23 protein-coding genes and 2 pseudogenes are annotated in these 23,538 nt (G+C 64.4%); 1 reads left to right on the top strand and 24 read right to left on the bottom strand.

Annotated elements, in window-relative coordinates:
- Window positions 1–34 precede the first annotated feature (34 nt).
- From N2605_RS11855 to N2605_RS11795, 13 genes and pseudogenes are all read right to left on the bottom strand, one after another.
- Window positions 35–808, bottom strand: a complete 774-nt coding sequence (locus N2605_RS11855) for an SDR family NAD(P)-dependent oxidoreductase (RefSeq protein WP_036023419.1) — start codon at window positions 806–808, stop codon at window positions 35–37.
- 31 nt (window positions 809–839) lie between these two features.
- The gene (locus tag N2605_RS11850; protein ID WP_036023416.1) at window positions 840–1,847 is read right to left on the bottom strand and encodes an ABC transporter ATP-binding protein; all 1,008 of its coding nucleotides are present in this window, start codon (window positions 1,845–1,847) and stop codon (window positions 840–842) included.
- A 14-nt stretch (window positions 1,848–1,861) separates the two neighbouring features.
- Window positions 1,862–2,693, bottom strand: a pseudogene (locus N2605_RS11845) (carbohydrate ABC transporter permease).
- Window position 2,694: 1 nt separating this feature from the next.
- Window positions 2,695–3,567 carry a carbohydrate ABC transporter permease gene (locus tag N2605_RS11840; RefSeq protein WP_225141348.1) on the bottom strand — a complete coding sequence of 291 codons (873 nt, stop codon included), beginning with the start codon at window positions 3,565–3,567 and terminating at the stop codon, window positions 2,695–2,697.
- An 84-nt stretch (window positions 3,568–3,651) separates the two neighbouring features.
- A complete protein-coding gene (locus tag N2605_RS11835) occupies window positions 3,652–4,965 on the bottom strand; it encodes an ABC transporter substrate-binding protein (RefSeq protein ID WP_225141346.1) in 1,314 nt (437 codons plus the stop codon).
- Between the two features lie 216 nt (window positions 4,966–5,181).
- Window positions 5,182–6,132 (bottom strand): sugar-binding transcriptional regulator, encoded by a 951-nt coding sequence (locus N2605_RS11830; RefSeq protein ID WP_057030032.1) that lies wholly within the window; start codon window positions 6,130–6,132, stop codon window positions 5,182–5,184.
- 6 nt (window positions 6,133–6,138) lie between these two features.
- The gene (locus N2605_RS11825; RefSeq protein ID WP_225111795.1) at window positions 6,139–6,801 is read right to left on the bottom strand and encodes an HAD family hydrolase; all 663 of its coding nucleotides are present in this window, start codon (window positions 6,799–6,801) and stop codon (window positions 6,139–6,141) included.
- Window positions 6,802–6,865: 64 nt separating this feature from the next.
- Window positions 6,866–8,782, bottom strand: a complete 1,917-nt coding sequence (locus tag N2605_RS11820; protein ID WP_225186267.1) for a nitric oxide reductase activation protein NorD — start codon at window positions 8,780–8,782, stop codon at window positions 6,866–6,868.
- A gap of 10 nt (window positions 8,783–8,792) precedes the next feature.
- Window positions 8,793–9,605: a CbbQ/NirQ/NorQ/GpvN family protein gene (locus N2605_RS11815; RefSeq protein ID WP_225133530.1), complete on the bottom strand. Its 813-nt coding sequence runs from the start codon at window positions 9,603–9,605 to the stop codon at window positions 8,793–8,795.
- A gap of 63 nt (window positions 9,606–9,668) precedes the next feature.
- Window positions 9,669–11,015, bottom strand: a complete 1,347-nt coding sequence (locus tag N2605_RS11810) for a cbb3-type cytochrome c oxidase subunit I (protein ID WP_260346609.1) — start codon at window positions 11,013–11,015, stop codon at window positions 9,669–9,671.
- 41 nt (window positions 11,016–11,056) lie between these two features.
- Window positions 11,057–11,509, bottom strand: coding sequence for a c-type cytochrome (locus tag N2605_RS11805; protein ID WP_036005521.1), 453 nt, complete (start codon window positions 11,507–11,509; stop codon window positions 11,057–11,059).
- A gap of 95 nt (window positions 11,510–11,604) precedes the next feature.
- Window positions 11,605–11,865, bottom strand: coding sequence for a cytochrome C oxidase subunit IV family protein (locus N2605_RS11800; RefSeq protein ID WP_109145859.1), 261 nt, complete (start codon window positions 11,863–11,865; stop codon window positions 11,605–11,607).
- 2 nt (window positions 11,866–11,867) lie between these two features.
- Window positions 11,868–12,443: a cytochrome c oxidase subunit 3 family protein gene (locus tag N2605_RS11795; RefSeq protein ID WP_260346607.1), complete on the bottom strand. Its 576-nt coding sequence runs from the start codon at window positions 12,441–12,443 to the stop codon at window positions 11,868–11,870.
- Window positions 12,444–12,613: 170 nt separating this feature from the next.
- Between N2605_RS11795 and N2605_RS11790 the strand changes: the two genes are divergently transcribed.
- Complete coding sequence (locus N2605_RS11790) at window positions 12,614–12,781, top strand: hypothetical protein (protein ID WP_085974376.1); 168 nt, start codon at window positions 12,614–12,616, stop codon at window positions 12,779–12,781.
- Between the two features lie 100 nt (window positions 12,782–12,881).
- Here N2605_RS11790 and mmsB read toward each other — a convergent pair whose 3' ends face one another.
- From mmsB to N2605_RS11735, 11 genes and pseudogenes are all read right to left on the bottom strand, one after another.
- Window positions 12,882–14,072, bottom strand: coding sequence for a multiple monosaccharide ABC transporter permease (gene mmsB, locus N2605_RS11785; RefSeq protein WP_036005525.1), 1,191 nt, complete (start codon window positions 14,070–14,072; stop codon window positions 12,882–12,884).
- Window positions 14,069–15,646, bottom strand: a complete 1,578-nt coding sequence (mmsA, locus tag N2605_RS11780; protein ID WP_225141340.1) for a multiple monosaccharide ABC transporter ATP-binding protein — start codon at window positions 15,644–15,646, stop codon at window positions 14,069–14,071. Before mmsA ends, mmsB begins: the two co-directional genes overlap by 4 nt.
- A gap of 245 nt (window positions 15,647–15,891) precedes the next feature.
- Window positions 15,892–16,962, bottom strand: a complete 1,071-nt coding sequence (gene chvE / locus N2605_RS11775) for a multiple monosaccharide ABC transporter substrate-binding protein (RefSeq protein WP_036005529.1) — start codon at window positions 16,960–16,962, stop codon at window positions 15,892–15,894.
- A gap of 71 nt (window positions 16,963–17,033) precedes the next feature.
- Window positions 17,034–17,912, bottom strand: coding sequence for an SMP-30/gluconolactonase/LRE family protein (locus N2605_RS11770; RefSeq protein ID WP_260347440.1), 879 nt, complete (start codon window positions 17,910–17,912; stop codon window positions 17,034–17,036).
- On the bottom strand, window positions 17,912–18,988 hold the full coding sequence (locus N2605_RS11765) for an aldose epimerase family protein (RefSeq protein ID WP_036005553.1): 1,077 nt from the start codon (window positions 18,986–18,988) through the stop codon (window positions 17,912–17,914). Before N2605_RS11765 ends, N2605_RS11770 begins: the two co-directional genes overlap by 1 nt.
- 2 nt (window positions 18,989–18,990) lie before the next feature.
- A complete protein-coding gene (locus N2605_RS11760) occupies window positions 18,991–19,917 on the bottom strand; it encodes a Gfo/Idh/MocA family protein (protein WP_260346606.1) in 927 nt (308 codons plus the stop codon).
- The gene (locus tag N2605_RS11755; RefSeq protein WP_260346605.1) at window positions 19,914–20,690 is read right to left on the bottom strand and encodes a FadR/GntR family transcriptional regulator; all 777 of its coding nucleotides are present in this window, start codon (window positions 20,688–20,690) and stop codon (window positions 19,914–19,916) included. The genes N2605_RS11760 and N2605_RS11755 overlap by 4 nt, the downstream gene beginning before the upstream one ends.
- Complete coding sequence (locus tag N2605_RS11750; RefSeq protein WP_157784002.1) at window positions 20,687–20,833, bottom strand: hypothetical protein; 147 nt, start codon at window positions 20,831–20,833, stop codon at window positions 20,687–20,689. Before N2605_RS11750 ends, N2605_RS11755 begins: the two co-directional genes overlap by 4 nt.
- 2 nt (window positions 20,834–20,835) lie before the next feature.
- Window positions 20,836–20,940 (bottom strand): annotated as a pseudogene (locus N2605_RS11745) (sugar ABC transporter substrate-binding protein); the annotation flags it as partial.
- Between the two features lie 333 nt (window positions 20,941–21,273).
- On the bottom strand, window positions 21,274–22,446 hold the full coding sequence (locus N2605_RS11740; RefSeq protein WP_109144324.1) for a fumarylacetoacetate hydrolase family protein: 1,173 nt from the start codon (window positions 22,444–22,446) through the stop codon (window positions 21,274–21,276).
- Between the two features lie 112 nt (window positions 22,447–22,558).
- A complete protein-coding gene (locus N2605_RS11735; protein WP_036005565.1) occupies window positions 22,559–23,536 on the bottom strand; it encodes a HEAT repeat domain-containing protein in 978 nt (325 codons plus the stop codon).
- Window positions 23,537–23,538 lie beyond the last annotated feature (2 nt).

Genomic DNA, 23,538 nt, shown 5'->3' with positions numbered 1-23,538 from the left:
GGTCTCTCCCGGTCCGTCCGTTTTGACGGTGAGCCTACCAGCAAGTGTAGCCGCCATCCACCAGCACGATACTGCCGGTCATCAGGCTCGCGGCCTCCGACGAGAGGAACAGCACGACGGAGGCGATCTCCTCAACCTGCCCCATGCGCGCCATCGGAGTTCCACCAATCCAGGCGTCATACATTTTCGGATTGCTCTTCACGAAGGCGTTGAGCGGCGTCTCGATATAGGTCGGCGCCACCGCGTTGACGCGGATGCCGCGCGCGCCCCATTCGGCGGCCAGCGACTTGGTCAGATGGTGCACGGCGGCCTTGGAGGCGTTGTAGAAGCACTGCTCCTGCGGCTTGTTGACGATGAAGCCGCTCATCGAGCCGACATTGACGATGGCGCCGCTTCCAGCCTTCAACATGTGCTTGCCGAACTCGCGGCAGCACCAGAAGGTGCCGTTGAGATTGACGTCGATGACGTTGAGCCAGTGCTCGTCGGTAACGGTCTCGGCCGGCGTCTCGCTCCGCGCGATGCCGGCATTGTTGACGAGGATGTCGACCTTGCCATGGCGGGCGACGAGATCATTTGCCACCTCCGCCACGCGTGTGGTGTTGGTGACGTCCATGATTGCGGTCTCGATGTCGTAGCCCTTCGCCCTCAGGCTGGCTTTGGCGCCGTCGGCGACCTTGCCGTCGCGGTCGCCGATGATGACCTTCGCGCCGGCCTCGGCCAGTGCCTCCGCGCAGGCGAGGCCGATGCCCTGGCCGCCGCCGGTGATGAACGCGGTCTTGCCGCTCAGCCTGAATTTTTCCAGATACATGATCGTCTTTCCGTCTTCTTGCCGTTTCTTGTCAGCCCCGAAGAGCGTTGCCGCTCTCGTCGAAGCGGTGAATGCGCGCAGGGTCGGGCATCAGCGACACCCGGTCGCCGCCATGCAGGCTCAATTCGCCGATGTAGCGCGCCGTCAGCATGCCGAGCGCGCCGGCGTCGACGTAGAGGAAGGTGTCACTGCCGAGATGCTCGGCCACCGCAATGGTTCCCTGCCAGCCGCCACCGCCGTCGCGCTCGATCTTCAGATGCTCCGGCCGAACGCCGATCGTCGCCGCCCCCTTCTGCAAAGCAGGCTCTCCGGTGACGAAATTCATCTTGGGCGAGCCGATGAAGCCGGCGACGAAGAGATTGGCGGGTCGCTCGTAAAGCTCCAGCGGCGAGCCATATTGCTCGATCTTGCCGCCGTTGAGCACGACGATCTTGTCGGCCATGGTCATGGCCTCGACCTGGTCGTGGGTGACGTAGATCGCGGTGGTGCCGAGCTGCTTCTGAAGTCGCGTCACCTCGATGCGCATCTGCACGCGCAGCGCGGCGTCGAGGTTGGAGAGCGGCTCGTCGAACAGGAATGCCTTGGGCTCGCGGACGATGGCACGGCCGATCGCGACGCGCTGGCGCTGGCCGCCGGAGAGCTCGCGCGGCTTGCGGTCGAGGTAGGGCGTGAGATTCAGCGTCGCGGCGGCCGCCTCGACCTTGCGGTTGATCTCGTCCTTCGGCAAGCCCGCCATCTTGAGGCCGAAGCCGATATTGCCGCGCACGCTCATATGCGGATAGAGCGCGTAGGACTGGAACACCATCGACAGCCCGCGCTTGGCGGGCGGCGTATCGACGACGTTCTTGCCGTCGATCAGGATCTTGCCGCCGCTGACGTCCTCGAGCCCCGCGATCAGCCGCAGCAGCGTGGTCTTGCCGCAGCCGGAGGGACCGACGAACACCACGAAGGAGCCATCGGCGATCTCGAGGTCGGCGCCCTTGATGATGTGCACGGGGCCGAAGGATTTCTGCACGCCCTGAAGTGTGATCTGACCCATGATCCGGCAGCCCCCTATTTCACCGCGCCAAAGGTGAGCCCGCGCACGAGCTGCTTCTGGCTGAACCAACCCAGGACGAGAATGGGCGCGATCGCCAGCGTGGACGCCGCCGACAGTTTTGCCCAGAACAGCCCTTCGGGGCTCGAATAGGAGGCGATGAACGTGGTGAGCGGCGCAGCGCTCGAGGTGGACAGGTTCAGCGTCCAGAACGCCTCGTTCCAGGCCAGGATCAGATTGAGCAACAGCGTGGACGCCAGTCCCGGGATCGCCATCGGCGTCAGCACATAGACCAGCTCGCGGCCGATCGTGGCGCCGTCCATGCGCGCGGCCTCTAAGATGTCGCGCGGGATCTCCTTGAAATATGTGAAGAGCATCCAGATGACGATCGGCAGATTCCCGAGGCAGAGGATGAAGACGAGGCCGATGCGGGAATCGAGCAGCCCGAGGCTCTTGTAGATCAGGTAGATCGGCACCAACACGCCGACCGGCGGCATCATCTTGGTCGAGAGCATCCAGAGCAGGATGTCCTTGGTGCGCTTGGTTGGCGAGAACGCCATCGACCAGGCCGCCGGAATGGCGATCAGCAGCGCAATGAGCGTCGAGCCGCCGGCGATGATGATCGAGTTCATCGCGTGGTGCAGATAATCGCTGCGTTCCTGCACGGTCGCGTAGTTTTCGGTGGTCCAGTGGAAGAACAGGAAGGATGGCGGGATCGCGAAGGCCTCGAGCTCGGTCTTGAAGCTCGCCAGCCCCATCCATAGGATCGGGAAAGAAGATCAGGAAGCCGAACAGCCAGGCCGCCGCCGTCGATATCATCACCCGCCGCGTCGTCGCCATCCGTGCCATGTCAGGCCTCCAGGTTGCGGCCGACGATGCGGACCAGGAAGAAGGCGACGATGTTGGCGATGACCACCGCGACGAGCCCGCCCGCCGAGGCGCTGCCGACGTCGAACTGGATCAGCGCCTGCGAATAGATCAGGAAGGCGATGTTGGTGGTTTGCAGGCCCGGCCCGCCGCCGGTGGTGACGAAGATCTCGGCGAACACCGTGAGCAGGAAGATGGTCTCGATCAGGATCACCACCGTGATGGGACGCGCGAGGTGCGGCAGCGTGATGTAGATGAAGGTCGAGACGGCGCTGGCGCCGTCCATCTCGGCGGCTTCCTTCTGCTCTTCGTCGAGCGATTGCAGCGCGGTGAGCAGGATCAGGGTCGCGAACGGCAGCCATTGCCAGGTCACGATCAAAATCACCGCAAACAGCGGCACGTCGTTGAACCAATCGATCGGCGTCAGGCCGAACAGCGAAGCGAGCCAGGCGAACAATCCCGACACCGGATGCATCAACAGGTTCTTCCAGACCAGCGCGCTCACCGTGGGCATCACGAAGAACGGCGCAATCACCATCAGCCGCACGAAATTGCGGCCGACCACGGGTTGGTCCATCAGCAGCGCCAGGGGAATGCCGAGCAGGATGGTCAGCGCCAGCACCGAGCCGACCAGCACCAGCGTGTTCTGAAGCGAGGCGAGGAAGGCAGGATCGGTGAGGAAGTAGCGGAAGTTTTCAAGGCCGACGAACGATTCCGAGCCGGGATCGAGCAGGCTGTAATGCAGCGTCGAGAAGTAGATCGTCAGCGCCAGCGGGACGATCATCCAGATGAACAGCAGTCCGACGGCCGGGGTCAGGAGCGACCGCGCAAGAAGCTGCGTCTGCCGGGTTGCCATTCTTGGCGCTCCGCTCGGAGGAAGAAGGGCGGCCATCCAGCAAGGATGGATGGCCGCAAGTTTGAGCTCAGGGAGAGCCCGGGTTCACTTGATGTAGCCGGCGCGCTTCATCTCGCGCTCGGTAGCGGACTGCGCAGCCGTGAGCGCCGCATCGACCGTCATCGATCCCGCAAGCGCCGCCGAGAACTGCTGGCCCACCTGCGTGCCGATGCCCTGGAATTCAGGGATGGCGGCGTATTGCACGCCGACGTAGGGAACGGGCTTCACCGTCGGCTTGTTGGGATCGGCGGCGTTGATCGAGGCCAGCGTCAGTTTCGCAAACGGCGCGACCTTCAGGTACTCATCGTTCTGGTAGAGCGAGGTACGCGTGCCCGGCGGCACGTTGGCCCAGCCCTCCTTCGAGGCCACCAGCTTGGTGTAGTCCTTGCTGGTGGCCCAGGCGATGAACTTCTCGGCTGCTTCCGTCTTCTTGGAGCCGGCAGGGATTGCGAGATTCCAGGCCCACAGCCAGTTGGCGTTCTTGCCGAGCCCGGTGTTGGGCGCGAGCGCGAAGCCGACCTTGTCGGCGACCTTGGACTCCTTGGGGTTGGTGACGAAGGACGCCGCGACCGTGGCGTCGATCCACATCGCGCATTTGCCGGCGTTGAATAGCGCCAGATTCTCGTTGAAGCCGTTGGAGCTGGCGCCGGGAGGCCCGGCTTCCTTCATCAGGTTGACGTAGGTGGTGAGTGTCGTCTTCCATTCCGGCGTGTTGAACTGCGGCTGCCACTTTTCGTCGAACCAGCGCGCGCCATAGGAATTGGCCATTGCCGAGAGGAACGCCATGTTCTCGCCCCAGCCTGCCTTGCCGCGCAGGCAGATGCCGTAGGTGCCGGCGCTCTTGTCGGTCAGCTTCTTGGCCGCATCGATCACGAAATCCCAGCTCGGCTTTTCCGGCATCTTCAGGCCGGCCTTCTCGAACAGATCGGTGCGGTACATCACCATCGAACTCTCGCCGTAGAACGGCGCGGCGTAGAGCTTGCCGTCGGCGGAGACCGCGTCCTTGATCTTGGGCAGGAGGTCGGCGACGTCGTAATCGGCGCCGAGGTTGGCGAGCGGTACCAGCCAGCCCTTCTTGGCCCAGATCGGCACCTCGTAGGTGCCGATGGTGAGGACATCGAACTGGCCACCCTTGGTGGCGATATCGGTGGTGACGCGCTGGCGCAGCACGTTCTCCTCCAGCGTCACCCATTTCACGGTGATGTCAGGGTTCTTCTTGGTGAACTCACCCGTCAGCCCCTGCATGCGGATCATGTCGCCATTGTTGACGGTGGCGATCGTCAGGGTCGTTTCGGCCATCGCCGGGACGGCCAGTAGCAGGCAAGACGCGCCGCAGACGGCGCCCAGGACATGTTTCACGGTGACCTCCCCTCAATTCGCGTTTTGGGCATATGCCCACGCGTTGGGCGTATGTTCAGCGCAAGGGCGGCACGTTGTCAAGCAGGCGCGTGGGCATTCCAGCAACTTGTGAGTGCTGCGGTGCGGGAAGGATGGGGAGGTTTTGCTTCACCCACGGCTGTCGTGCTCCGCGAACGCGGAGCATCCAGTGTGGTAGGCACGCGAAGCGTGAGCGCTTTACCGCTCCAGAATCGCTCTTGCCGTCGCCTCGTCCGTGATCAATCCGTTGATCAGCCCGCCGCTCAGCGCGGCTGCAATCGCCGCCACCTTGGCTGCGCCCACCGCCGCACCGATGGTCGTGGTCTTCGCCGGCACTTCCGGCGGAATGCTGGTGAGGCGCTTGTTGGTGCCGGCCTTGAGCAGGCGCCCCTTGGCGTCATAGGCCCAGCCGGTGATCTCGCCGATGGCGCCAAGCCGCATCATCTCGAACAATTCGTCGCGGGTGACGAAGCCGTCGACGTGCACCTGCGCCTTCTGATCCATCTGGCCGATGCCGACGAGGCGCAAGTCAGCCCTTGCCGCGACCGCCTTCACCTTCGCGATCGGCTCGATGCGCACCATCCTGTTGCGCTCGTCTTCCGACGACATCAGGAACGGCAGCGGCATCGGATAGTGCCGCGCGCCGGTGCGGTCGGCGAGCCGGCCGACGGTGTCGTAGAAGCTCGCCGAGCCGTCGGCGGAGATATTGCCGACCAGCGAGACGATCTGGTGATTGGGCCGCTCGATCGGCGTGACGCGCTCGACGGCGGCACGCACCGCCCGGCCCGTGCCGAGCGCGACGATCACGGGCGTCTCCGAACGCAGCGTGGAATCGAGCAAATTGGCGCAGCGCTCGGCGATTCCAGCCACCGCCTGCGGCGCGGCCGGATCGGCCGGCACCACCTCGCAATGAACGAGGTCGAACCGTTGCTTCAAGCGCGCCGCCAGCTCCATGCAGGCTGCGATGGGGTGCTCGAGCCGGAAGGTGATGAGCCGCTCGGCGAGGCACAACGAGACCAGCCGCTGCGCCGAAGCCCGCGACACCTGAAGCATCTTTGCGATCTCGTCCTGTGTGTGACCGGCAATGAAATAGAGCCAGCCGGCGCGCGCGGCGTCGTCGAGTCTCGACTTGTCGTTCTCGGCGGCCATGCGCGCTCACACCTCCCAGAGATCGCTCATATGTGTAAAGACCCGATCGGCCCCGGCGGCCGATAATATAGCCCGGCCATCGCGGCTGCGATAATGGCCGCCGCCGACAAATCCCCAGACGGTCATGCCGGCCGCCTTACCCGCCTGCACGCCGCTGACGCTATCCTCGATCACCAGCGTGCGCGATGGCGGCGTGCGCATGCTCTCGGCCGCATGAAGAAAGAGATCAGGCGCCGGCTTGCCGTGCCTGACCATCTGCGCGGTGTAGATCCGATCGCCGAAATATGCCCGAAGACTGGTGACGTCGAGCGAGAGCGAGACGCGGTCGAGATCGCTCGACGAGGCCACGCAGAACGGCACGGTCAGTCCGGAGATCGCCGCCTCCACCCCGGGAATCGGCGCGAGCGAGGCGGCAAAATTCTCCAGCACACGCGACTTCAGTCGGGGCGGGAAGGCGTCCGTCAGCGAGTGCCCGAGATCGCGATAATGCTGCTCGACGGCCTTGGTGCTGCGTCCGAGAAACAGCTCGAGCGCCTGCTCCTCGCTGAGCACGAGACCGAATTCCGCCAGGACCTCGGACAGGCAGCGGCAGCTCAAGAGTTCGCTGTCGACGAGCACACCATCACAGTCGAAGATGATCAGATCGGGATTTGGCCGGCCCTGCTCCATCCGGCCATTCGATCATATACCCAAGCCTTGAGCAATAGCCCAACGCCCAGTTGCATGAACCGCATCAGTGTGCCACCTGCCGGTAGATCGCCGGCAGTGCCGCGGGCAATCGTTTGATGTTGCCGACGATCGCATAGCCGCTGCGCCCGAACAGGGCCGGAAAATAGGATTGCGCCCCCGCGTCGATCGTTACGCCGAACACCGTGATCCCGAGCCGGCGCGCTTCCTGCACGGACTTTCTGGTGTCTTCGACCGCAAAGCGCCCTTCATAGTGGTCGACGTCGTTCGGTTTGCCGTCGGTGAGGACGAGCAGCAGCTTCTTGCGCTGCGGCTGGCGTGCAAGCTCGGCGGCGGCATGCCGTACCGCCGCACCGATCCGCGTGTAATAGCCGGGCTTGAGCGCGCCAATGCAGCGCTCGACCACGTCACTCATCGGCTCGCCGAACGCCTTAACCGTCTCGAGCCGCACCCAGGAGCGCCGGCGCGAGGTGAAGGTCAGGATGTTGTGGTGATCGCCGCAGGCGGATAGGCCGTGGGCAAGCACGAGCAGCGCCTCCTTCTCGACGTCGAGCACGCGGTAGCCATTGGCCCAGGCGTCCGTGGAGAGCGAGACGTCGACCAGCAGCGTGACAGCGAGATCGTGACCTTGCGGGCGCATCGCCAAATGGACGCGATCAAGACCGCTGCTGCTGCCGGCGCGGAGATCGCACCGCGCACGCACCAGCGCGTCTAGATCCAGATCATGCCCGTCGGCCTGAGCCCGCATCAACTCATGGCGCGGCCGCAGGACCTCGAAGCGGCGGCGCACCTGGCGGATGTGCCGGCGCATGGTCTCGTTGGGCGTCCAGCTTTCCCCATTCTCGGGGGCGGCAGATGCGAGTACGCGGCAATGATCCGGCAAATAGGAGCCGCTGCGATAATCCCACTCCGGATAGGTCAGGTCCGCAGTCAAGCGCGAGGCATCGAGGGCCTCCGGCGGGAGGTCGAGATCAAACTTGAACCGGCCCGCCGGCTTGCCGCTGCGGCGGCTGAGCGTTATCTCCTCGAGATCGTCCGCCGCCTTCTGCGCATCCTCCTCCTCACTGTCATCGGTGGGGCGGTCGACATTGACCATCTCGGCCATCGCGAGAATTTTCTCGAAGCGGTTGAGTACGAAGGGATCGCGGCGATTGGCGCCGTCCTCGCGCTCGCGCACGGCAAAGTGCTTGCGATTGTCCTCGCTCGCGGCCTCCGCACCATCGGCGCATTCATCCACGCCCGCATGCGCAGGCGACAGCTCGCGGGTCCAGCAATCGCCCCACAGCGGGCACGGAAGCATCGAGCGATAGCCAGGCGGCGCCTTGACCAGCAGCGGCTCCGTTCCCATCATCGCGGGCCACAGCTTGCCCGCAGGCGCCTTTCCGGTTCCGAGTAGCCCCAGCACGATCTGCTCGACCTCCTGCTCGATGCGCGGCAAGGGGCGACGCGGCCTGGCTTCGGCAGTTGCTGCGGCGAGTTGCGCATAGTCGTCGACGAGGCCGGGAAATTGCGCGAGCACGAAGACCGCCGTCTCGCTGGCCCGGCGCAACACCAGAAGATCCCGCCGCAGCGGATCGGATTCGGTGATGGTTTCGATCGGCGCGGCTGCGAACCATGTCGCGAGCCAGCGATAGAGCGCTGCATTCAGCGCGTTGTCGGGAAAGATCGCGATGCTTTCAGGAAGGAAGATGGAGGTGGCATCGCGGCCCGGCTGCTCCAGGCGCTCGTCACCGAGACCGATGCGTTGCCGCCAGCCGAGCCGATGCCCGGACTTGCGCGCGCCGGCACCGGCGATCTGCACACCCGCCTCACCGCCCAGCGCGCGGAACATCACCGCGAGCCTGTTTCTCATTTCCGCAAGCGAGACCGCATGCTCGGCATGAACCGGATAGCTGGCGGTGCCACCGACCATGCGGTGCCAGGCGCGGCCGACGGTCTCTTCCAGTTCGAGGAAATCGAGCATCGGAGCCGCCTCAGCCGATCACGGCACGCGCGACGTCCAGCAGCGCCGCCTTGACATCGGCATCGTCGGTCAGCGGCTCGATCATGCCAGCGAGCACGGCATCGGCCGTCGGCATGCCGGCCGCAATCAGGGTCGCGCAATAGACGACGAGCCGGGTCGAGACACCCTCCTCCAGGTCGTGGCCCTTCAGCGCGCGCAGCCGGCCAGCCAGCCCGACCAGCGGCCGCACGCGCTCCGGCGATAGTCCGCTCTCGGCGGCGACCACCGCAATCTCCTGCTCCGGCGGCAGGAAGCCGAACTCGATCGCGACAAAGCGCTGCCGCGTCGACGGCTTGAGCGCCTTGAGCAGCGTCTGATAGCCTGGATTGTAGGAGACGACGAGCATGAAGCTGTTCGGCGCAGCAAGCTGCTCGCCGGTACGCTCCAGAGGCAGGATGCGGCGATCGTCGGTCAGGGGATGCAGCACCACCGTTACGTCCTTGCGCGCCTCCACGACCTCGTCGAGATAGCAGATGCCGCCCTCGCGCACCGCCCGCGTCAACGGGCCGTCGCTCCACACGGTATCGCCGCCCCTGAGCAGATAGCGGCCGGTGAGATCGGCCGCGGTGAGATCGTCGTGGCAGGCGACGGTGTGCAGCGGCAATCCCAGCCGCGCCGCCATATGCGTGACGAAGCGCGTCTTGCCGCAGCCGGTCGGCCCCTTCAGCAGCACCGGCAGCTGATTGCGCCAAGCGTGCTCGAACAGCGCGCATTCGTTGCCACTGGCAATATAGGCGGGCGGCTGAGGTTCGGGCTTCGCCACGGCGAGAAGTGCTGCATTCATGGTCTTTCTCCGGAATTCACATAGTGACGGCGGCCGCAGCGAGCCACGGCCGCCTTTGCGCGCTCACTCGGCCGGCTGCAACGCGCCGGGGATGACCGGCTGACGGGCGCGACCGGGCACAAGCACGGCCCACACGAACATCAGCGCGGAGATCGCGACGAACACGCCGGACCCCAGCCGGACCCAGTAAAACATCGCGAGCTGGTCCTGCACGTCCATGTAGCCCTGGCCGAGCACGCGCTGGAGATGGACCTGGACCACGCCGGCGAAGGTCAGCGCGAAGGTCATCACCATCATGGCGGTGCACATGATCCAGAAGCTCGCCATGGAGAGCCATTGATTGTAGGGCGCACGCCCTCTGATCTGTGGGATTGCATAGGCCATCACGGACAGGTTCAGCATCACATAGGCGCCGAAGAAGGCGAGATGGCCGTGCGCGGCGGTAACCTGGGTGCCGTGGGTGTAGTAGTTGACCGAGGACAGGGTGTGCAGGAAACCCCAGACACCGGCGCCGAGGAACGCCATGACCGAGCAGCCGACCGACCACAACAATGCAGCGCGGTTCGGGTGCTTGCGGCCGGCCTTCCAGGTCATTTGCACCGTGAAGATCACCATGGTGAAGAACGGCGCGACCTCGAGCGTGGAGAACAGCGAGCCGATCCACTGCCAGTAACCGGGCGCGCCGATCCAGTAGAAATGATGGCCGGTGCCGAGGATGCCGGAGAACAGCGCCAGCCCGATGATGACGTAGAGCCACTTCTCGACCACTTCGCGGTCGATGCCGTTGAGCTTGATCATGAGATAAGCGAGCACGGAGGCCATGATCAGCTCCCAGACGCCCTCGACCCAGAGATGAACAACATACCACCAGTACATCTTGTCGACCGCGAGATTTACCGGGTTGTAAAAGGCGAACAGGAAGAAGATCGCAACGCCCCACAGCCCGAATACCAGGATGTTGGTGATCGTGGTCTTACGGCCCTTCAGCGCCGTCATGGTGACGTTGAACAGGAACATCAGGCAGACGACGACGATGCCGACCTTGATGATGAAGGGCTGTTCGAGGAATTCGCGGCCCTCGTGGTATTGGAAGAGATAACTGACCACAGCCACACCCGCAGCACCGAAAAACATCCAGAACTGGATCTTGGCCAGCAGCGGGCTGTAGAGCTCTGTCTCGGTTTCCTCGGGCAGCAGGAAGTAGGTCGCGCCCATGAAGCCGATCAACGACCACACGATCAGCGCGTTGGTGTGGATCATCCTGACGACGTTGAACGGCAGCAGGGTCGACAGCGTGTTGGGCAGGACGTAGATCGTTCCAGCGACGAGGCCGAATAGGACCTGCGCCACGAACAGGGTCAGCGCGCCGTAGAAATACAGCATCGCGACTTTCTGGGTCTGATATTTCATCTCAGGCTCTCTGTCTTGAGGGATTTCAGGAAGCGATGCGCTCAGCCCGCCTTGTTCGGCGGCCACTCTTGGCGCTTGATCTTGCTGGTCCATTGCAGGAAGTCGGCGAGATCATCGAGCTCCTGGTCGGTGAGGTTGAATTGAGGCATCTGCCGGCGGCCCGGTGCGCCCGAAGGCTGCGACTGCATCCAGGCCTTCAATGTCTCGCGCGCGGCGGCCGGATCCTCGTTGCCACCCCAGCGATCCCAGACATTGCCGACTTCAGGCGCAAAGTAGGCGCCCTCGCCCAGCAGGGTATGACAGTTGATGCAAGAATTCTTCTCCCAGACGTGCTTGCCGCGGGCAACCGAAGACGTCAGCGTGGCTGCGTCGGTCGATGTCGTGGCCATGTAGTAATGGCTGTGCGCCGTTAGCCCTATGAAGATGGCGAAGAAAAAGGCCGAGCCGCCGTAGAAGACGTTTCGAGCGGCCGACTTGGTCAGGCGTTCAGCCATTGCCAATCCTTTCCGGTTGATTCCTGCGAAATTGCGATGGTGTGATTTATTGCCGCTTTGCCCGGCCCGTTCTTTGTCAGGGCGCAATGAGCGCGTCAGATCAGGGCGACGAGCGCCGAGGCTAGCCAGGCAAGCAGCAGCACGATGAGGATCCAGCTCGCGACGAGACCGCGCCAGAGTGCGGGGACGGCGCGAAGATCCATGAAGTCGAGCGCGATGCGATGCCCCTTGAGCGCGGCGAAGGCAAGCAGCAGAGCGTTGCCGAGCAGCGCCCGTGGTATTAGCGGCGGCAGCAGGACGGTCGCAAGCGCAAGGCCGATCAAGGCGATCCAGGTGACGTCGACACGATCTGGCATCGTCATTTCACCAGATACAGGATCGGGAACATCACGATCCAGACCAGATCGACCATGTGCCAGAAGGCCGTTCCCGTCTCGACGCCTGATATCCCGGCACGGCGGCAGACCACGGCGAGAATGATGATGCCGAGGCCAACGTGCAGGAGATGAAAGCCGGTCAGCAGGAAGTAGAGCGTGAAGAAGGGATTGGTCTCAAGCCCGACCCCGCGCCGGGTTTCTTCGGCGTACTCTGCGAGCTTGATCGCGATGAAAAGGCAGCCGAGCGCCATGGCGCCGAGAAGCCAGTATCGTGTCGTTGCCCGTTGTCCATTCCGCACGGCCTTGGTCGCCCGGGCCGCCGCCCAGCCGCTGGTCACCAGCACGACGGTGTTGAGGCCGGAGAGATGCGAATCGAGCGTGGCCTGCCCGGCCGCGAACACCGCGGGGTGAATCGCGCGGGCGACAGAGAAGGCGCCGAGGAGCAGGCCGAAGGCGACGAGTTCGCTGAAGATCAGCACCCAGATCATGGGATCGCCGGGGAGATCCTGCAGGATTCCCCAGCCTGTTTCCTGCTGTTCGCACTCGGCCGTCGACATCGTCTTTCCGGATCAGGACACCGGTCAGACTTAGCTCGGCCACCAGGTTCCGAATTTGTTGCCGGACAAACTGGAGGACTGCAGGGCTCCTGTTTGCGCCGACACAACGTTCAGCCAGCCGTTTCGCGGTACGAACCGGCTCAGAGCTTCACGGAGCGCCGGACGATCCCATGAGCGATGCACAGATCGGGCTGATGACCGCAACACCCATCATCATTGCCTTCGCCATCGCGCTCAGGCGCATGGGCGTGCTGTCGACGGTGGGAACCGTATCGGCGGTGGGGCTCTCGATCGGGATCGCGACCGTGCTGTTCACGACGCAATCACCGCTGCCGTAGTGCTTAGGACCGTAGCCCGGATGCAGCGCAGCGCAATCCGGGAAATCTCACCAAGCGCAGAGACCCGGATTACGCTGCGCTGCATCCGGGCTACGAAGCGCTACCGCCGCTGATTGTACACGTCGATGCACACCGCGCCCAGCAGCACCAGGCCCTTGATGACCTGCTGATAGTCGATGCCGATGCCGAGGATGGACATGCCGTTGTTCATCACGCCCATGATCATGGCGCCGACCACGGCACCGCCGACTCGCCCGACACCGCCATAGGCCGAGGCGCCGCCGATGAAGCAGGCGGCAATGACGTCGAGCTCGAAGCCGAGGCCGGCCTTCGGAGTCGCCGTGTTGAGCCGCGCGGCGAAGACGAGGCCGGCGAGCGCGGCCAGCACGCCCATGTTGACGAAGGTGAGGAAGGTCAGCCGCTCGGTCTTGATGCCAGACAGGCTCGCCGCCTTGGCGTTGCCGCCGACGGCGTAGATCTGCCGGCCGATCACGGTGCGGCGGGTGACGAAGCCGTAGAGCGCGATCAGCGCAGTCATGATCACCAGCACGTTGGGCAGGCCGCGATGCGAGGCGATCAGATAGGTGAAATACAGCACGGCGCAGGCGAGCAAGATGCTCTTGCCGAGGAAGAACGCATAGGGTTCGACCTCGATGCCGTGCGACTGCTCGCGCGACCTTCCCTTGGCGCTGGCATAGACGAGCCCGAGCGCGAGAACGGCGCCGATCAGCATCGAGGTCGGATGCAGCGTGCCGGCCTCGGGCAGCAGTTCCGGAATGAAACCCGAGGACAGCTTCTGGAAGGTCGCCGGGAACGGCCCGAGCGACTGGCCCTGCAACACCGCGAGCGCTAGGCCCTTGAACACCAGCATGCCCGCCAACGTCACGATGAAGGAGGGGATCTTGAAATAGGCCACCCAATAGCCCTGCGCCGCACCGATCGCGCCACCGAGCGCGAGGCAAGCGATGAAGGCGAGCGTATAATCGACCTTGTAGGTCACCATCAGCAAGGCCGCCACGGCGCCGATGAAGCCCGCGACCGAGCCGACCGAAAGGTCGATATGGCCGGTGACGATGACCAGCAGCATGCCCAGCGCCATGATGACGATGTAGCTGTTCTGCAGCACCAAGTTGGTGAGGTTGAGCGGCTGCAGCAGCGTGCCGCCGGTCACGACCTGGAAGAAAAGCATAATTGCAACCAGCGACATCAACATGCCGTAATTGCGCAAATTGTTCTTGATGAAGCTGCCGTGCCGGCGCTCCTCGGGCAGCGAAACCGTCTTGTCGGTCATAGCTGCGATCCTCCCATCTCCGCGGCCGCGGGCGCGGCGTTCCCAATGCTTCGTTCGTTGCGCATGATGGCGCGCATGATCTTTTCCTGTGTCGCCTCTGAGCCCTTGAACTCGCCGACGAAGGCGCCGTCGTTCATGACGCAGATGCGATCGCAGATGCCGAGCAGCTCGGGCATCTCCGAGGAGATCACCACGACGCCGCGGCCGGCTTCCGCAAGCTCGTTGATGATACAGTAAATCTCATATTTGGCACCGACGTCGATACCCCTGGTCGGCTCGTCCAGGATCAGGACCTTCGGGTCGGTCATCAGCCATTTCGACAGCACGACCTTTTGCTGGTTGCCGCCGGAGAGCTGGCCGGTCTCCTGGTAGACGTCGGAGCAGCGGATGCGCATGCGGTTGCGGTAGTCGCTGGCGACCTTGAGCTCGGCGATGTCGTCGATCACCCTGCCAGGTGCAACCTGGTCGAGGCTCGCCAGCGTAATGTTCTTGCGGACGTCGTCGGCAAGGATCAGGCCGAGCTGCTTGCGGTCCTCGGTGACGTAGGCTAGGCCGGCATCGATCGCGGCGGCGACGCTCGGCAGCGCGATCTCACGGCCTTCGAGCCGGATAGTGCCGCTGATATTGGTGCCCCAGGAGCGGCCGAACAGGCTCATGGCGAACTCGGTGCGCCCTGCCCCCATAAGCCCGGCAATGCCCACGACCTCGCCGCGCTTGACACCGAAACTGACGTTCTTGATCACCTGCCGCTCGGGATGGATGGGGTGATAGACCGACCAGTTCTCGACGTCGAGCACGGGCTCGCCGATCTTCACGTTGCGCTCCGGGAAGCGGTGCGCCATATCGCGGTTGACCATGCTGCGGATGATGCGGTCTTCCTGGATCGGCTCGGCATGGCAGTCGATGCTGTCCACCGTGCGGCCATCGCGCAGCACGGTGATGTGGTCGGCGACCTTAGCGACCTCGTTCAGCTTGTGTGAGATCAGGATCGAGCCGATGCCCTGCTCGCGGAAGGTCATCAGGCGTTCGAGCAGCGCGGCGCTGTCGGCCTCGTTAAGGCTCGCGGTCGGCTCGTCCAGGATCAGCATCCGCACCCGCTTGGACAGCGCCTTGGCGATCTCGACGAGCTGCTGCTTGCCGACGCCGAGATCGGTGATCAGCGTATCCGGCGATTCCTTCAGGCCGACCTGCGCCAGCAGCTCGCGCGTGCGCCGGTAGACCTCGTCGCGGTCGATCACCCCCAACTTCGACGGCGGATGCGACAGGAAGATGTTCTCCGCAATCGACATCAGCGGGATCAGCGCCAGCTCCTGATGGATGATGATGATGCCCAGCGCCTCGGAATCATTGATGTCGCGGAAGCGGCGCTCCTCGCCCTCGAAGACGATGGTGCCCTCGTAGCTGCCGTGCGGATAGACCCCGCTCAGCACCTTCATCAGCGTCGACTTGCCGGCGCCGTTCTCGCCGACGAGCGCATGGATCTGCCCGGCGCGAACCGAGAAGTTGACGTCGCGCAATGCCTGCACGCCGGCAAAGCTCTTGCTGACGTTGCGCATCTCCAGCATGGCGGTCATGGCTTTGGTGTCCCTTGCGTTACTTCGCCTCTTCCCGCGTGCGGGGAGAGGTTGACTGATATCGGTGCATCCACATCGTCATTGCGAGCGCAGCGAAGCAATCCAGACAATTTCCGCGGTGGCAGACTGGATTGCTTCGCTGCGCTCGCAATGACGGAGTGCATACCAACCACTGCCCGTATGGAAAGAGGCCCCTCACCCTAACCCTCTCCCCGCAAGCGGGGAGAGGGGAAAAAGAGAGAGTCTTACTGGAACTGCGACTTCTTGTAGTAGCCGCTGTCGACCAGGGTCTTCTCCCAATTGTCCTTGTAGACCACAACCGGCTTCAGCAGATAGGACGGCACGGTCTTGACACCGTTCTCGTAGGTCTTGGTGTCGTTGACGGTGACCTGCTTGCCGGCGAGCGCGGCGTCGACCATGTCGGCGGTCACCTTGGCGAGGTCGCGGGTGTCCTTGAAGATGGTCGAGTACTGGTCGCCGCGCAGCATGGCCTTGATCGAGGGCACCTCGGCATCCTGGCCCGAGATGATGGGCATCGGCTGGCCGGCACTGCCGTAGCCGACGCCCTTCAGCGAGGAGATGATGCCGATCGAGAGGCCGTCATAGGGCGACAGCACGGCGTTGACCTTCTTGTTGCCGTAGTAGGCGCTGAGCAGGTTGTCCATGCGGGCCTGCGCCGTGGCGCCGTCCCAGCGCAGGGTCGCGACCTTATCCATGCCCATCTGGCCGGACACGACGACGAGCTTGCCGCTGTCGATATACGGCTTCAGCACGCTCATGGCGCCGTTGTAGAAGAAGTAGGCATTGTTGTCGTCGGGCGAGCCGCCGAACAGCTCGATGTTGAAGGGGCCCTTGCCGTCCTTCAGGCCGAGACCTTGCACGATCGACTCCGCCTGGAGCACGCCGACCTGGAAGTTGTCGAAGGTCGCGTAATAGTCGACGTTCGGCGTGCCGCGGATCAGGCGGTCATAGGCGATCACGGTGATGCCTTTTGCTTTCGCCTGCTTGAGCACGTCGGACAAGGTGGTACCGTCGATCGCGGCGATCACCAGCGCCTTGGCGCCCTTGGTCACCATGTTCTCGACCTGGGAGAGCTGGTTCGGGATGTCGTCCTCGGCATATTGCAGGTCGGTGTTGTAGCCGCGCTCCTTCAGCACCTTGACCATGTTGTTGCCGTCGTCGATCCAGCGCGCCGAGGACTTCGTCGGCATGGCGATGCCGACCGTCGCCTTCTGGGCGAAGGCAGCGACGCCTGTGGCCATCGTGGCGGCACTGGCCAACGCCAGCGCGAGAAATGTTGTCTTCAGTTTCAGCATGTTTCACTCCCTTTGGGTGTCAGACTTTCTTCGTGGTGTCGAGAACGACGGTCGTGTACGGCTTGGGCCTCCTATGCGAGCTTGACGTCGGGTTCCGCGCGTCCGCGCGCGGCTGCTTCGAGCAGAAAGGTGCAGCCGGCTTGCGGATCGGCAGCGCGTGCCGCGGTGTCCATATCCTGCCAGGCCGACGTGACGAGCAGGCGCGACAGGTCGGGGCCGACGAAGGCGGGGCAGCTCGCCTGCTTCGCCGGCACGCTAAGCGAACGCAGGCGCTCGCCTTGCGGCGAGTAGACGTCGATCCGGCTCGCGCCCCAGCACGCATTCCAGATCTGCCCGTCGGCGTCGCATACCGAACCGTCGAGACCGCCGATGCCGCTGTGGCGCAACAGCACCTCCGGCTCGCCGCGCGGCAGGCCGGTCGCGGGGTTGAGCGGCACGGCATAGAGCACCGCACGCGGCGTGTCGGTGAAGTAGCCGGTGGCGCCGTCGGGCGAGAAGCAGATCGAATTGGGAATGCTGATGCCGGGAAACAGCGTCGAGATCTTGCCGCGATGAAGCGCGTAGATCGCGCCCGCCTTCGGCTCGGCTTTCTTGCCCATAGTGCCGATCCAGAACGTACCCGATTGATGCACGCGGCAATCGTTTGAGCGCGTCATCGGATTGTCCGCTTCGAGCGGACAGAACAGCGTCATCGAACCATCAGCGACCTTGCGAATGTAGAGGCCGTCTTCGGCGACGATCAGCTGCCGCTCGGCGTCGATACGCCCCAGCGCGCTCGCCATCCGCCCGAGCGCGTGGCTGCGGACAGTGCCGGTGCCGAGTTGCGCCTCGAACAGCTTGCCTTCGCGAATGTCGAACCACCACGCCGTATCCGTGGTCACGTCATAGGTCGGACCTTCGCCGAGATGGCAAGGATGATCCGAGAGGACAGTCGTCGGCACCTGATCCATCATGGCGACCTCACTGAAAAGCGATAGACCGTGTGATGGCGATAGACCGCGCCGGGATCGAGGCGCGGGCTCGGGAAATCCGGCCGGTTCGGCGCGTCGGGCCAGATGTGCGGCTCCAGGCACATGGCGTCCGATTGCCGGATCAGCTTGCCGCCCTTGCCGGACATCGTACCGTCGAGATAATTGCCCGAATAGACCTGAAGTCCGGGCTGATCGGTGAACAGCTCCATGATGCGCCCGGAGCGCGGCGCCTCCAGCCGCGCCGCGAGCGCAAGCTTGCCGTCGCGCCCGAGGCAGTAGGTGTGGTCGTAGCCCCTGCCGTTGCGCAATTGCGGGTCACCTTCGCGGATGCGCTCACCCACCGGCCACGGTTTGCGGAAATCGAACGGCGTGCCGGCCACGCTGCGCGGCGGCTCCGGCAGCGGAATGGCGGTGGGATCGATGGCGAGGAACTGCTCGGCGGCGACCATCAGGCGGTGGTCGAGAATGGACGTCTCTGACGTCGCACCCTCGAGATTGAAGAAGCTGTGGTTGGTCAAATTGACGACGGTCGGCCGGTCGGTCCGCGCTTCCATCAGCAGCGACAGCTCGGTCGGCCCGGTGATGCGATAGGTCACGCGAACGTCGAGCCTACCGGGATAACTCTCCTCGCCATGCGGGCTGACATAGGTGAGCGTCACCGCGGGCTCGGCGCCTTCGTCGATCTCCGCGATCTCCCAGAGCTTGCGATCAAAACCCTCGAGCCCGCCGTGCAACGCATTCGGACCGTTGTTGACCGCTAGCTGCACCGTCTCGCCTTGAAGCGAAAACTGTCCCTTGGCGATGCGGTTGGCATAGCGGCCGACGGTGGCGCCCAGAAACTTCCGTTCGGCGAGATAGCCGGCGAAGGCATCATGGCCAAGCACGACGTCGTCATATCCGCCGTTGGCATCCGGCGCGATCAACGCCTGCAGCACCGCGCCGTAGCTGATGATGCGCGCCTCGAAGCCGCCCTCCCCGCGCAGCACGACGCGCTCGACCTCGCGGCCGTCGGGCAGCGTCCCGAACACGTCTCTTGTGATTGTTGATGCGGCCATGCTCAATCCACAAACGGTTCGACGATCGTGCGCTTGCCGAGCAGGAAGGCGTCGGCGACGAGACGGAGCGGCGTCAGATCGACGTCACTTGCGCCGGTTGCTGCGAGCGCGACGAAGCGTCGGTAGAGCCCGCGATATTCCTCATCGGGCCCTTCGGCAAGCACCTTGCCGTCGACGGCCATGCGCGCGCCACCGCTGGACAGCGTCAGCCGGCCCTGATCGGTTTCGACGAGGATATCCCAGCTCTGCGGCCCGGTCTGGCGGAAGTCGAACTCGGCGGTCACGGGCAGCCCGCTGATATCCGTCAGGTTCACGTTCGCCGCGATCGGCGCCTGGCAATTGGCTGGAAAGGCCAGCTCGGCCGCGGTGACGAACACGGGCTTCGGCAGAATCCTGGTCAGGATCGACAGCGCATTGATGCCCGGATCGAACACGCCGAGGCCGCCGGGCTCCCAGATCCAGCCCTGCCCGGGATGCCAGACACGCACGTCTTCCTTCCAGCTGATGTGAACGGATTTGATGTGCCGATCAGTGAGCCATTGCCGGGCCGGCTCCACCGTCGGCGCATAGCGCGAATGCCAGGTCGCAAACAATGTCCGCTTCGCACCCGCCGCCATCGCGATCAACGGATCAAGCTCGGCAACGCCGTTGCCCGGCGGCTTCTCCAGCATGACGTGCTTGCCGGCGGCGAGCGCCGCCGCGGCCTGGGCCCGTCGCACCTGCGGCGGCGTGCAGAGCGAGACCGCGTCGATCGGCGGCCCCTTCTGAAGCAATTCCTCGATGGTCGCAAAATGCGGCACCCCCTGCAGCGAGGCGTTGCGGCTCGCCACGGCGGCAAGCGTTGCGCCCGGTGTGGCGGCGATCGCCGCCACATGCTGGTCCCGCGCGATCTTGCCGAAGCCGACGATGGCGATGCGAAGGTCTGTCACGCTTGTTCTCCAGTGTCGGCCGACGGTGGCGGCTCGGCCGGGGCGGTTTCGATCGCCGTACTGTCATGGCGGCGCATGCCGTTGTGAATGACATAGACCATGGCCTCGGATGCGGCATGGGCATCGCCCGCGACGATGGCATCGACGATCTTCTGATGCCAGAGCAGCACGGTATCGCGATCCTCCGGCTCGACCGGAGCGCTGAGCAGGAAAGAGGCGCGCAGCGCTGCTTCAATGACATGCCCAATCGAGCGCATGAACAGATTGCCCGAGGCACGCGCCACGGCAACATGAAGCGCGAGATCTGCATCTGCAAAACCGACCGAGTCGGACGCTTCATGCCGCATCCGATCCATGCTGCGGCGCAGCTCGCTGATGTCTTGCTCGGATCGCTGTGTTGCCGCCAGCATCGCCGCGCGCGGCTCCACGGCGAGACGGATCTCGGCGAGGTCGTCAAGGAAGCGCTTGTCGATGCCGGCATCGAGGTGCCAGGCCAGCACGTCTGCGTCGAACATGTTCCAGGCACCTCGCTCGCGCACGACGGTGCCGACCCGCGCCTTGGTGGTGAGCAGGCTCTTGGCGACCAGCGTCTTGACGCTCTCGCGCAGCACCGGCCGCGACACGCCGAACATTGCGATCATCTCGGCATCCCCCGGCAGGCGCGTGCCTTCCGCATAGCGGCCGGCGATGATGTCGACGCCGATCGAACGCGCCACCTCCGCATGGTTGGAATGGGCCCGCCGGGTCGGGATGACGACGATCCGCGAGGTCATGACGCCGCTCCCGCATGCTTCGCCGCCGGCCGGCGCGCAAGCGCGACCAGCCCCTGCAGCAGGGCGATGAAGGCGAATAGAAGCACGCCCGAGGTGCGGGGGATCAGCAAGAGCTTTGGCGCGGTGCAGGAGGTCGACTTCATGCTGAGACGGACGTTTCGGCCGCGCGCCAGCCGGATTCCGATCCAATCTGCGAGAAGCCGATCGTGAGCTGGGCGCTGGCCGGCGTCGCGAGCAACAAGGCGGCCATGGCGCTGGCCGCACAGAGAGCTTTAGGGGGCATCAGGCGCGTCTCCCAAGATGTTTTATCCGGGGGCGCCGATTGGTAGCATGGCACCCACAGGCCGGCCTTCGCGCCAGCGGCGGGCACTATTTCACGGAAGTTGAGTTCCGACTAGTCATATTATTTGACTATTTGGAGCAAACGCAGCCGAGGTGGAGCGAGCTGAGTTATGACACGTTCAGCGCGATTTTGCTCCCTTCATGCAACGGAGGGATGAAAAAATTAGGCGGCGCGATGGAGCCTCAGCTGTCAGCGGGGCGAAGGTGCGCCCCCGCTTGCGGGAGGCGAAGGGCAGCAGCGCTAGATCAGCTTCCGCTGCGCCAGGTTCTTCATCAGTGCGCCGATGCCGAACGTCCAGGGCTCGCACTCGTCGCTGGTGCGCATGCGGTTGACGAGCTTGCCGAGCTGAGGCGCTGCGATAGTGACAATGTCGTCGCGCTTGTGGGTGAATCCCTGCCCCGGCGCATCGCGATCCTTCACGGGTGCGAACATGGTGCCGAGGAACAGCACGAAGCCGTCAGGATATTGATGCACCTTGCCGATGGTCTGCGCGACGAGATCGGTCGGATCGCGGCTGATCTTGCTGATCGAGGAATGGCCGTCGAGAACGAAGCCGTCCGCGCCCGTGACATTCAGGCTGATGTCCAGCCTGCGCGCGTCGTCGAGCGTGAAGGTGTCGTCGAACAGGCGCAGCAGCGGGCCGATCGAGCAGGACGCGTTGTTGTCCTTGGCCTTCGACAACAGCAGCGCCGAGCGGCCCTCGAAGTCGCGCAGGTTCACGTCGTTGCCGAGCGCGCCCCCGACGATCTTGCCGCGGCTCGACACGAACAGCACGAGCTCGGGCTCGGGATTGTTCCAGGTCGATTTCGGGTGCAGGCCGGCATCCATGCCGGTGCCGACCGACGACAAGGTGGGCGCCTTGGTGAAAACCTCGGCATCCGGACCGATGCCGACCTCAAGATATTGGCTCCAGGCATTCTGATCGATCAGCACTTGCTTCAGGTGCATCGCCTGATCCGAGCCCGGCTTGAGCTTTGACAGATCGTCGCCGATCAGGCGCGTCACTTCTTTCCGGATCGCTTCGGCCGAGGCCGGATTGCCCTTGGCGCGCTCTTCGATGACACGTTCGAGCATCGAGATCGCAAAGGTGACCCCGGCGGCTTTCAGCGTCTGGAGATCGACGGGCGCGAGCAGCCAGGGCTTTTGGGGATCGCGCCCGTCCGGCGGGGTGTTGGCGACGATCGCCTCGAGATCACCGATGCGCTCGCCCTTGGTGGCGGCAAGCGCCTTGGCGGGATCGTCCGTCTCGCAGAGCGCACTGATGGTCGGAAATTTTGCTGTGACGTCATACACACCGTCACCGCGCATGGCGGCGACGGCCGGACCGTTGACCTGCGGCAGCCAGACGCGGCCGACCAGCGTCCCCTTCGTGCCGTCCTCGGGGAGAAGGTCCTTTACAGTCAATGTCGTCATGGCCGCGTCCTCGCTGTTCTAAGGAATGGCCGCATTCGCAGCGGCCGTTCCCGTGAGCGAAGACCAATAAACGTCTGGCGCTGGAAGTCCAGAGCGGCGACGCGCCGTGCAATTATGCCCCTGCCCGCGCCTTTCGCGCTGCAATCTGGTGCAGTGCCCAGCGCGCATTCTTGCGGACATCAGGATCAGGATCGTCGGCGATCACGGCCAGGAATGCCTCGCCGTCAGGGTGGCCGATCTCACCTAGCGCGGCGGCGGCCTCTTTGCGCAAATTCGCCTGGTCGTGATTGACGCAATTGCCGATCGGCCGCACCGCGCGTTCGATCTTCATCTTGCCAAGGCTGCGGATCGCCTTCAGCCGCACCTGCCAGAACTCATCCGCGAGGCAAGCGACGAGCTGATCAGCCGCGATTGCACCATTCACGTTGAGGCCCAGCGTCTCCGCTGCCATCTCGCGGACCATCCAGTCGGCATCCTTCAGCGCGCGGGTGATGGTCTCCGCCGCCGGCTTCATCTGCGAAAAGGCCAATGCGCTCACGGCGGCGCGGCGCACATGGGCATCGGGATCGTTGATCAGCGCGGTTAGCGCCGGAATGGATTCTTCCAGCTTGAGAAAGCCGATCACGCCGATCGCCTGCACACGGACGGCGGCGTCAGGGTCCTGGAGCGCTTCCAGCGCGGGCTTGAGTGTATCCCTGCGGCGCAGTTCCTTCAGCGCGCGCAGAGCGCCCATGCGGACGAAAGCGTGGGTATGCCTGACCAGCGGCAGGATCGCGTCGGCGCAGGCGGGATCCTTGAATTCAGCCATGCTGTCGGCCGCAGCCGCCGCGACGATCCTCTCGGGATCGACGAGCAGCTTCACCAGCGCGCTTGCTGCCTCCGGTCCGTCGAACTCGCCGAGCGCCATCGCGACCTGCTGGCGCACACCGGCATCGGGATCGGTGACCATTTTGGCAAGATGTGCGACCGCGGCGGGATCGCCGGAATGACCGAGTGCAATGATGGCGACGCGGCGTTCGGCGGGATCGGCCGCCTGCAGCCGCTCGTCGGCGTCCTCGAGATCGTCATAGGATTCGAACGGGCTCGACATGA

Origin of the sequence: Bradyrhizobium yuanmingense, from assembly GCF_025200905.1 — a bacterium.
Lineage (GTDB): Bacteria > Pseudomonadota > Alphaproteobacteria > Rhizobiales > Xanthobacteraceae > Bradyrhizobium > Bradyrhizobium yuanmingense.
This window is presented reverse-complemented; position numbering and strand designations above follow the sequence as displayed.

Bases quoted from the DNA above. Each gene is read 5' to 3' on its own strand.
- N2605_RS11855 (WP_036023419.1), bottom strand. From the start codon at position 808: ATGTATCTGGAAAAATTCAGGCTGAGCGGCAAGACCGCGTTCATCACC.
- N2605_RS11850 (WP_036023416.1), bottom strand. From the start codon at position 1,847: ATGGGTCAGATCACACTTCAGGGCGTGCAGAAATCCTTCGGCCCCGTG.
- N2605_RS11840 (WP_225141348.1), bottom strand. From the start codon at position 3,567: ATGGCAACCCGGCAGACGCAGCTTCTTGCGCGGTCGCTCCTGACCCCG.
- N2605_RS11830 (WP_057030032.1), bottom strand. From the start codon at position 6,132: ATGGCCGCCGAGAACGACAAGTCGAGACTCGACGACGCCGCGCGCGCC.
- N2605_RS11825 (WP_225111795.1), bottom strand. From the start codon at position 6,801: ATGGAGCAGGGCCGGCCAAATCCCGATCTGATCATCTTCGACTGTGAT.
- N2605_RS11820 (WP_225186267.1), bottom strand. From the start codon at position 8,782: ATGCTCGATTTCCTCGAACTGGAAGAGACCGTCGGCCGCGCCTGGCAC.
- N2605_RS11815 (WP_225133530.1), bottom strand. From the start codon at position 9,605: ATGAATGCAGCACTTCTCGCCGTGGCGAAGCCCGAACCTCAGCCGCCC.
- N2605_RS11810 (WP_260346609.1), bottom strand. From the start codon at position 11,015: ATGAAATATCAGACCCAGAAAGTCGCGATGCTGTATTTCTACGGCGCG.
- N2605_RS11805 (WP_036005521.1), bottom strand. From the start codon at position 11,509: ATGGCTGAACGCCTGACCAAGTCGGCCGCTCGAAACGTCTTCTACGGC.
- N2605_RS11800 (WP_109145859.1), bottom strand. From the start codon at position 11,865: ATGCCAGATCGTGTCGACGTCACCTGGATCGCCTTGATCGGCCTTGCG.
- N2605_RS11795 (WP_260346607.1), bottom strand. From the start codon at position 12,443: ATGTCGACGGCCGAGTGCGAACAGCAGGAAACAGGCTGGGGAATCCTG.
- N2605_RS11790 (WP_085974376.1), top strand. From the start codon at position 12,614: ATGAGCGATGCACAGATCGGGCTGATGACCGCAACACCCATCATCATT.
- mmsB (WP_036005525.1), bottom strand. From the start codon at position 14,072: ATGACCGACAAGACGGTTTCGCTGCCCGAGGAGCGCCGGCACGGCAGC.
- mmsA (WP_225141340.1), bottom strand. From the start codon at position 15,646: ATGACCGCCATGCTGGAGATGCGCAACGTCAGCAAGAGCTTTGCCGGC.
- chvE (WP_036005529.1), bottom strand. From the start codon at position 16,962: ATGCTGAAACTGAAGACAACATTTCTCGCGCTGGCGTTGGCCAGTGCC.
- N2605_RS11770 (WP_260347440.1), bottom strand. From the start codon at position 17,912: ATGGATCAGGTGCCGACGACTGTCCTCTCGGATCATCCTTGCCATCTC.
- N2605_RS11765 (WP_036005553.1), bottom strand. From the start codon at position 18,988: ATGGCCGCATCAACAATCACAAGAGACGTGTTCGGGACGCTGCCCGAC.
- N2605_RS11755 (WP_260346605.1), bottom strand. From the start codon at position 20,690: ATGACCTCGCGGATCGTCGTCATCCCGACCCGGCGGGCCCATTCCAAC.
- N2605_RS11750 (WP_157784002.1), bottom strand. From the start codon at position 20,833: ATGAAGTCGACCTCCTGCACCGCGCCAAAGCTCTTGCTGATCCCCCGC.
- N2605_RS11740 (WP_109144324.1), bottom strand. From the start codon at position 22,446: ATGACGACATTGACTGTAAAGGACCTTCTCCCCGAGGACGGCACGAAG.
- N2605_RS11735 (WP_036005565.1), bottom strand. From the start codon at position 23,536: ATGTCGAGCCCGTTCGAATCCTATGACGATCTCGAGGACGCCGACGAG.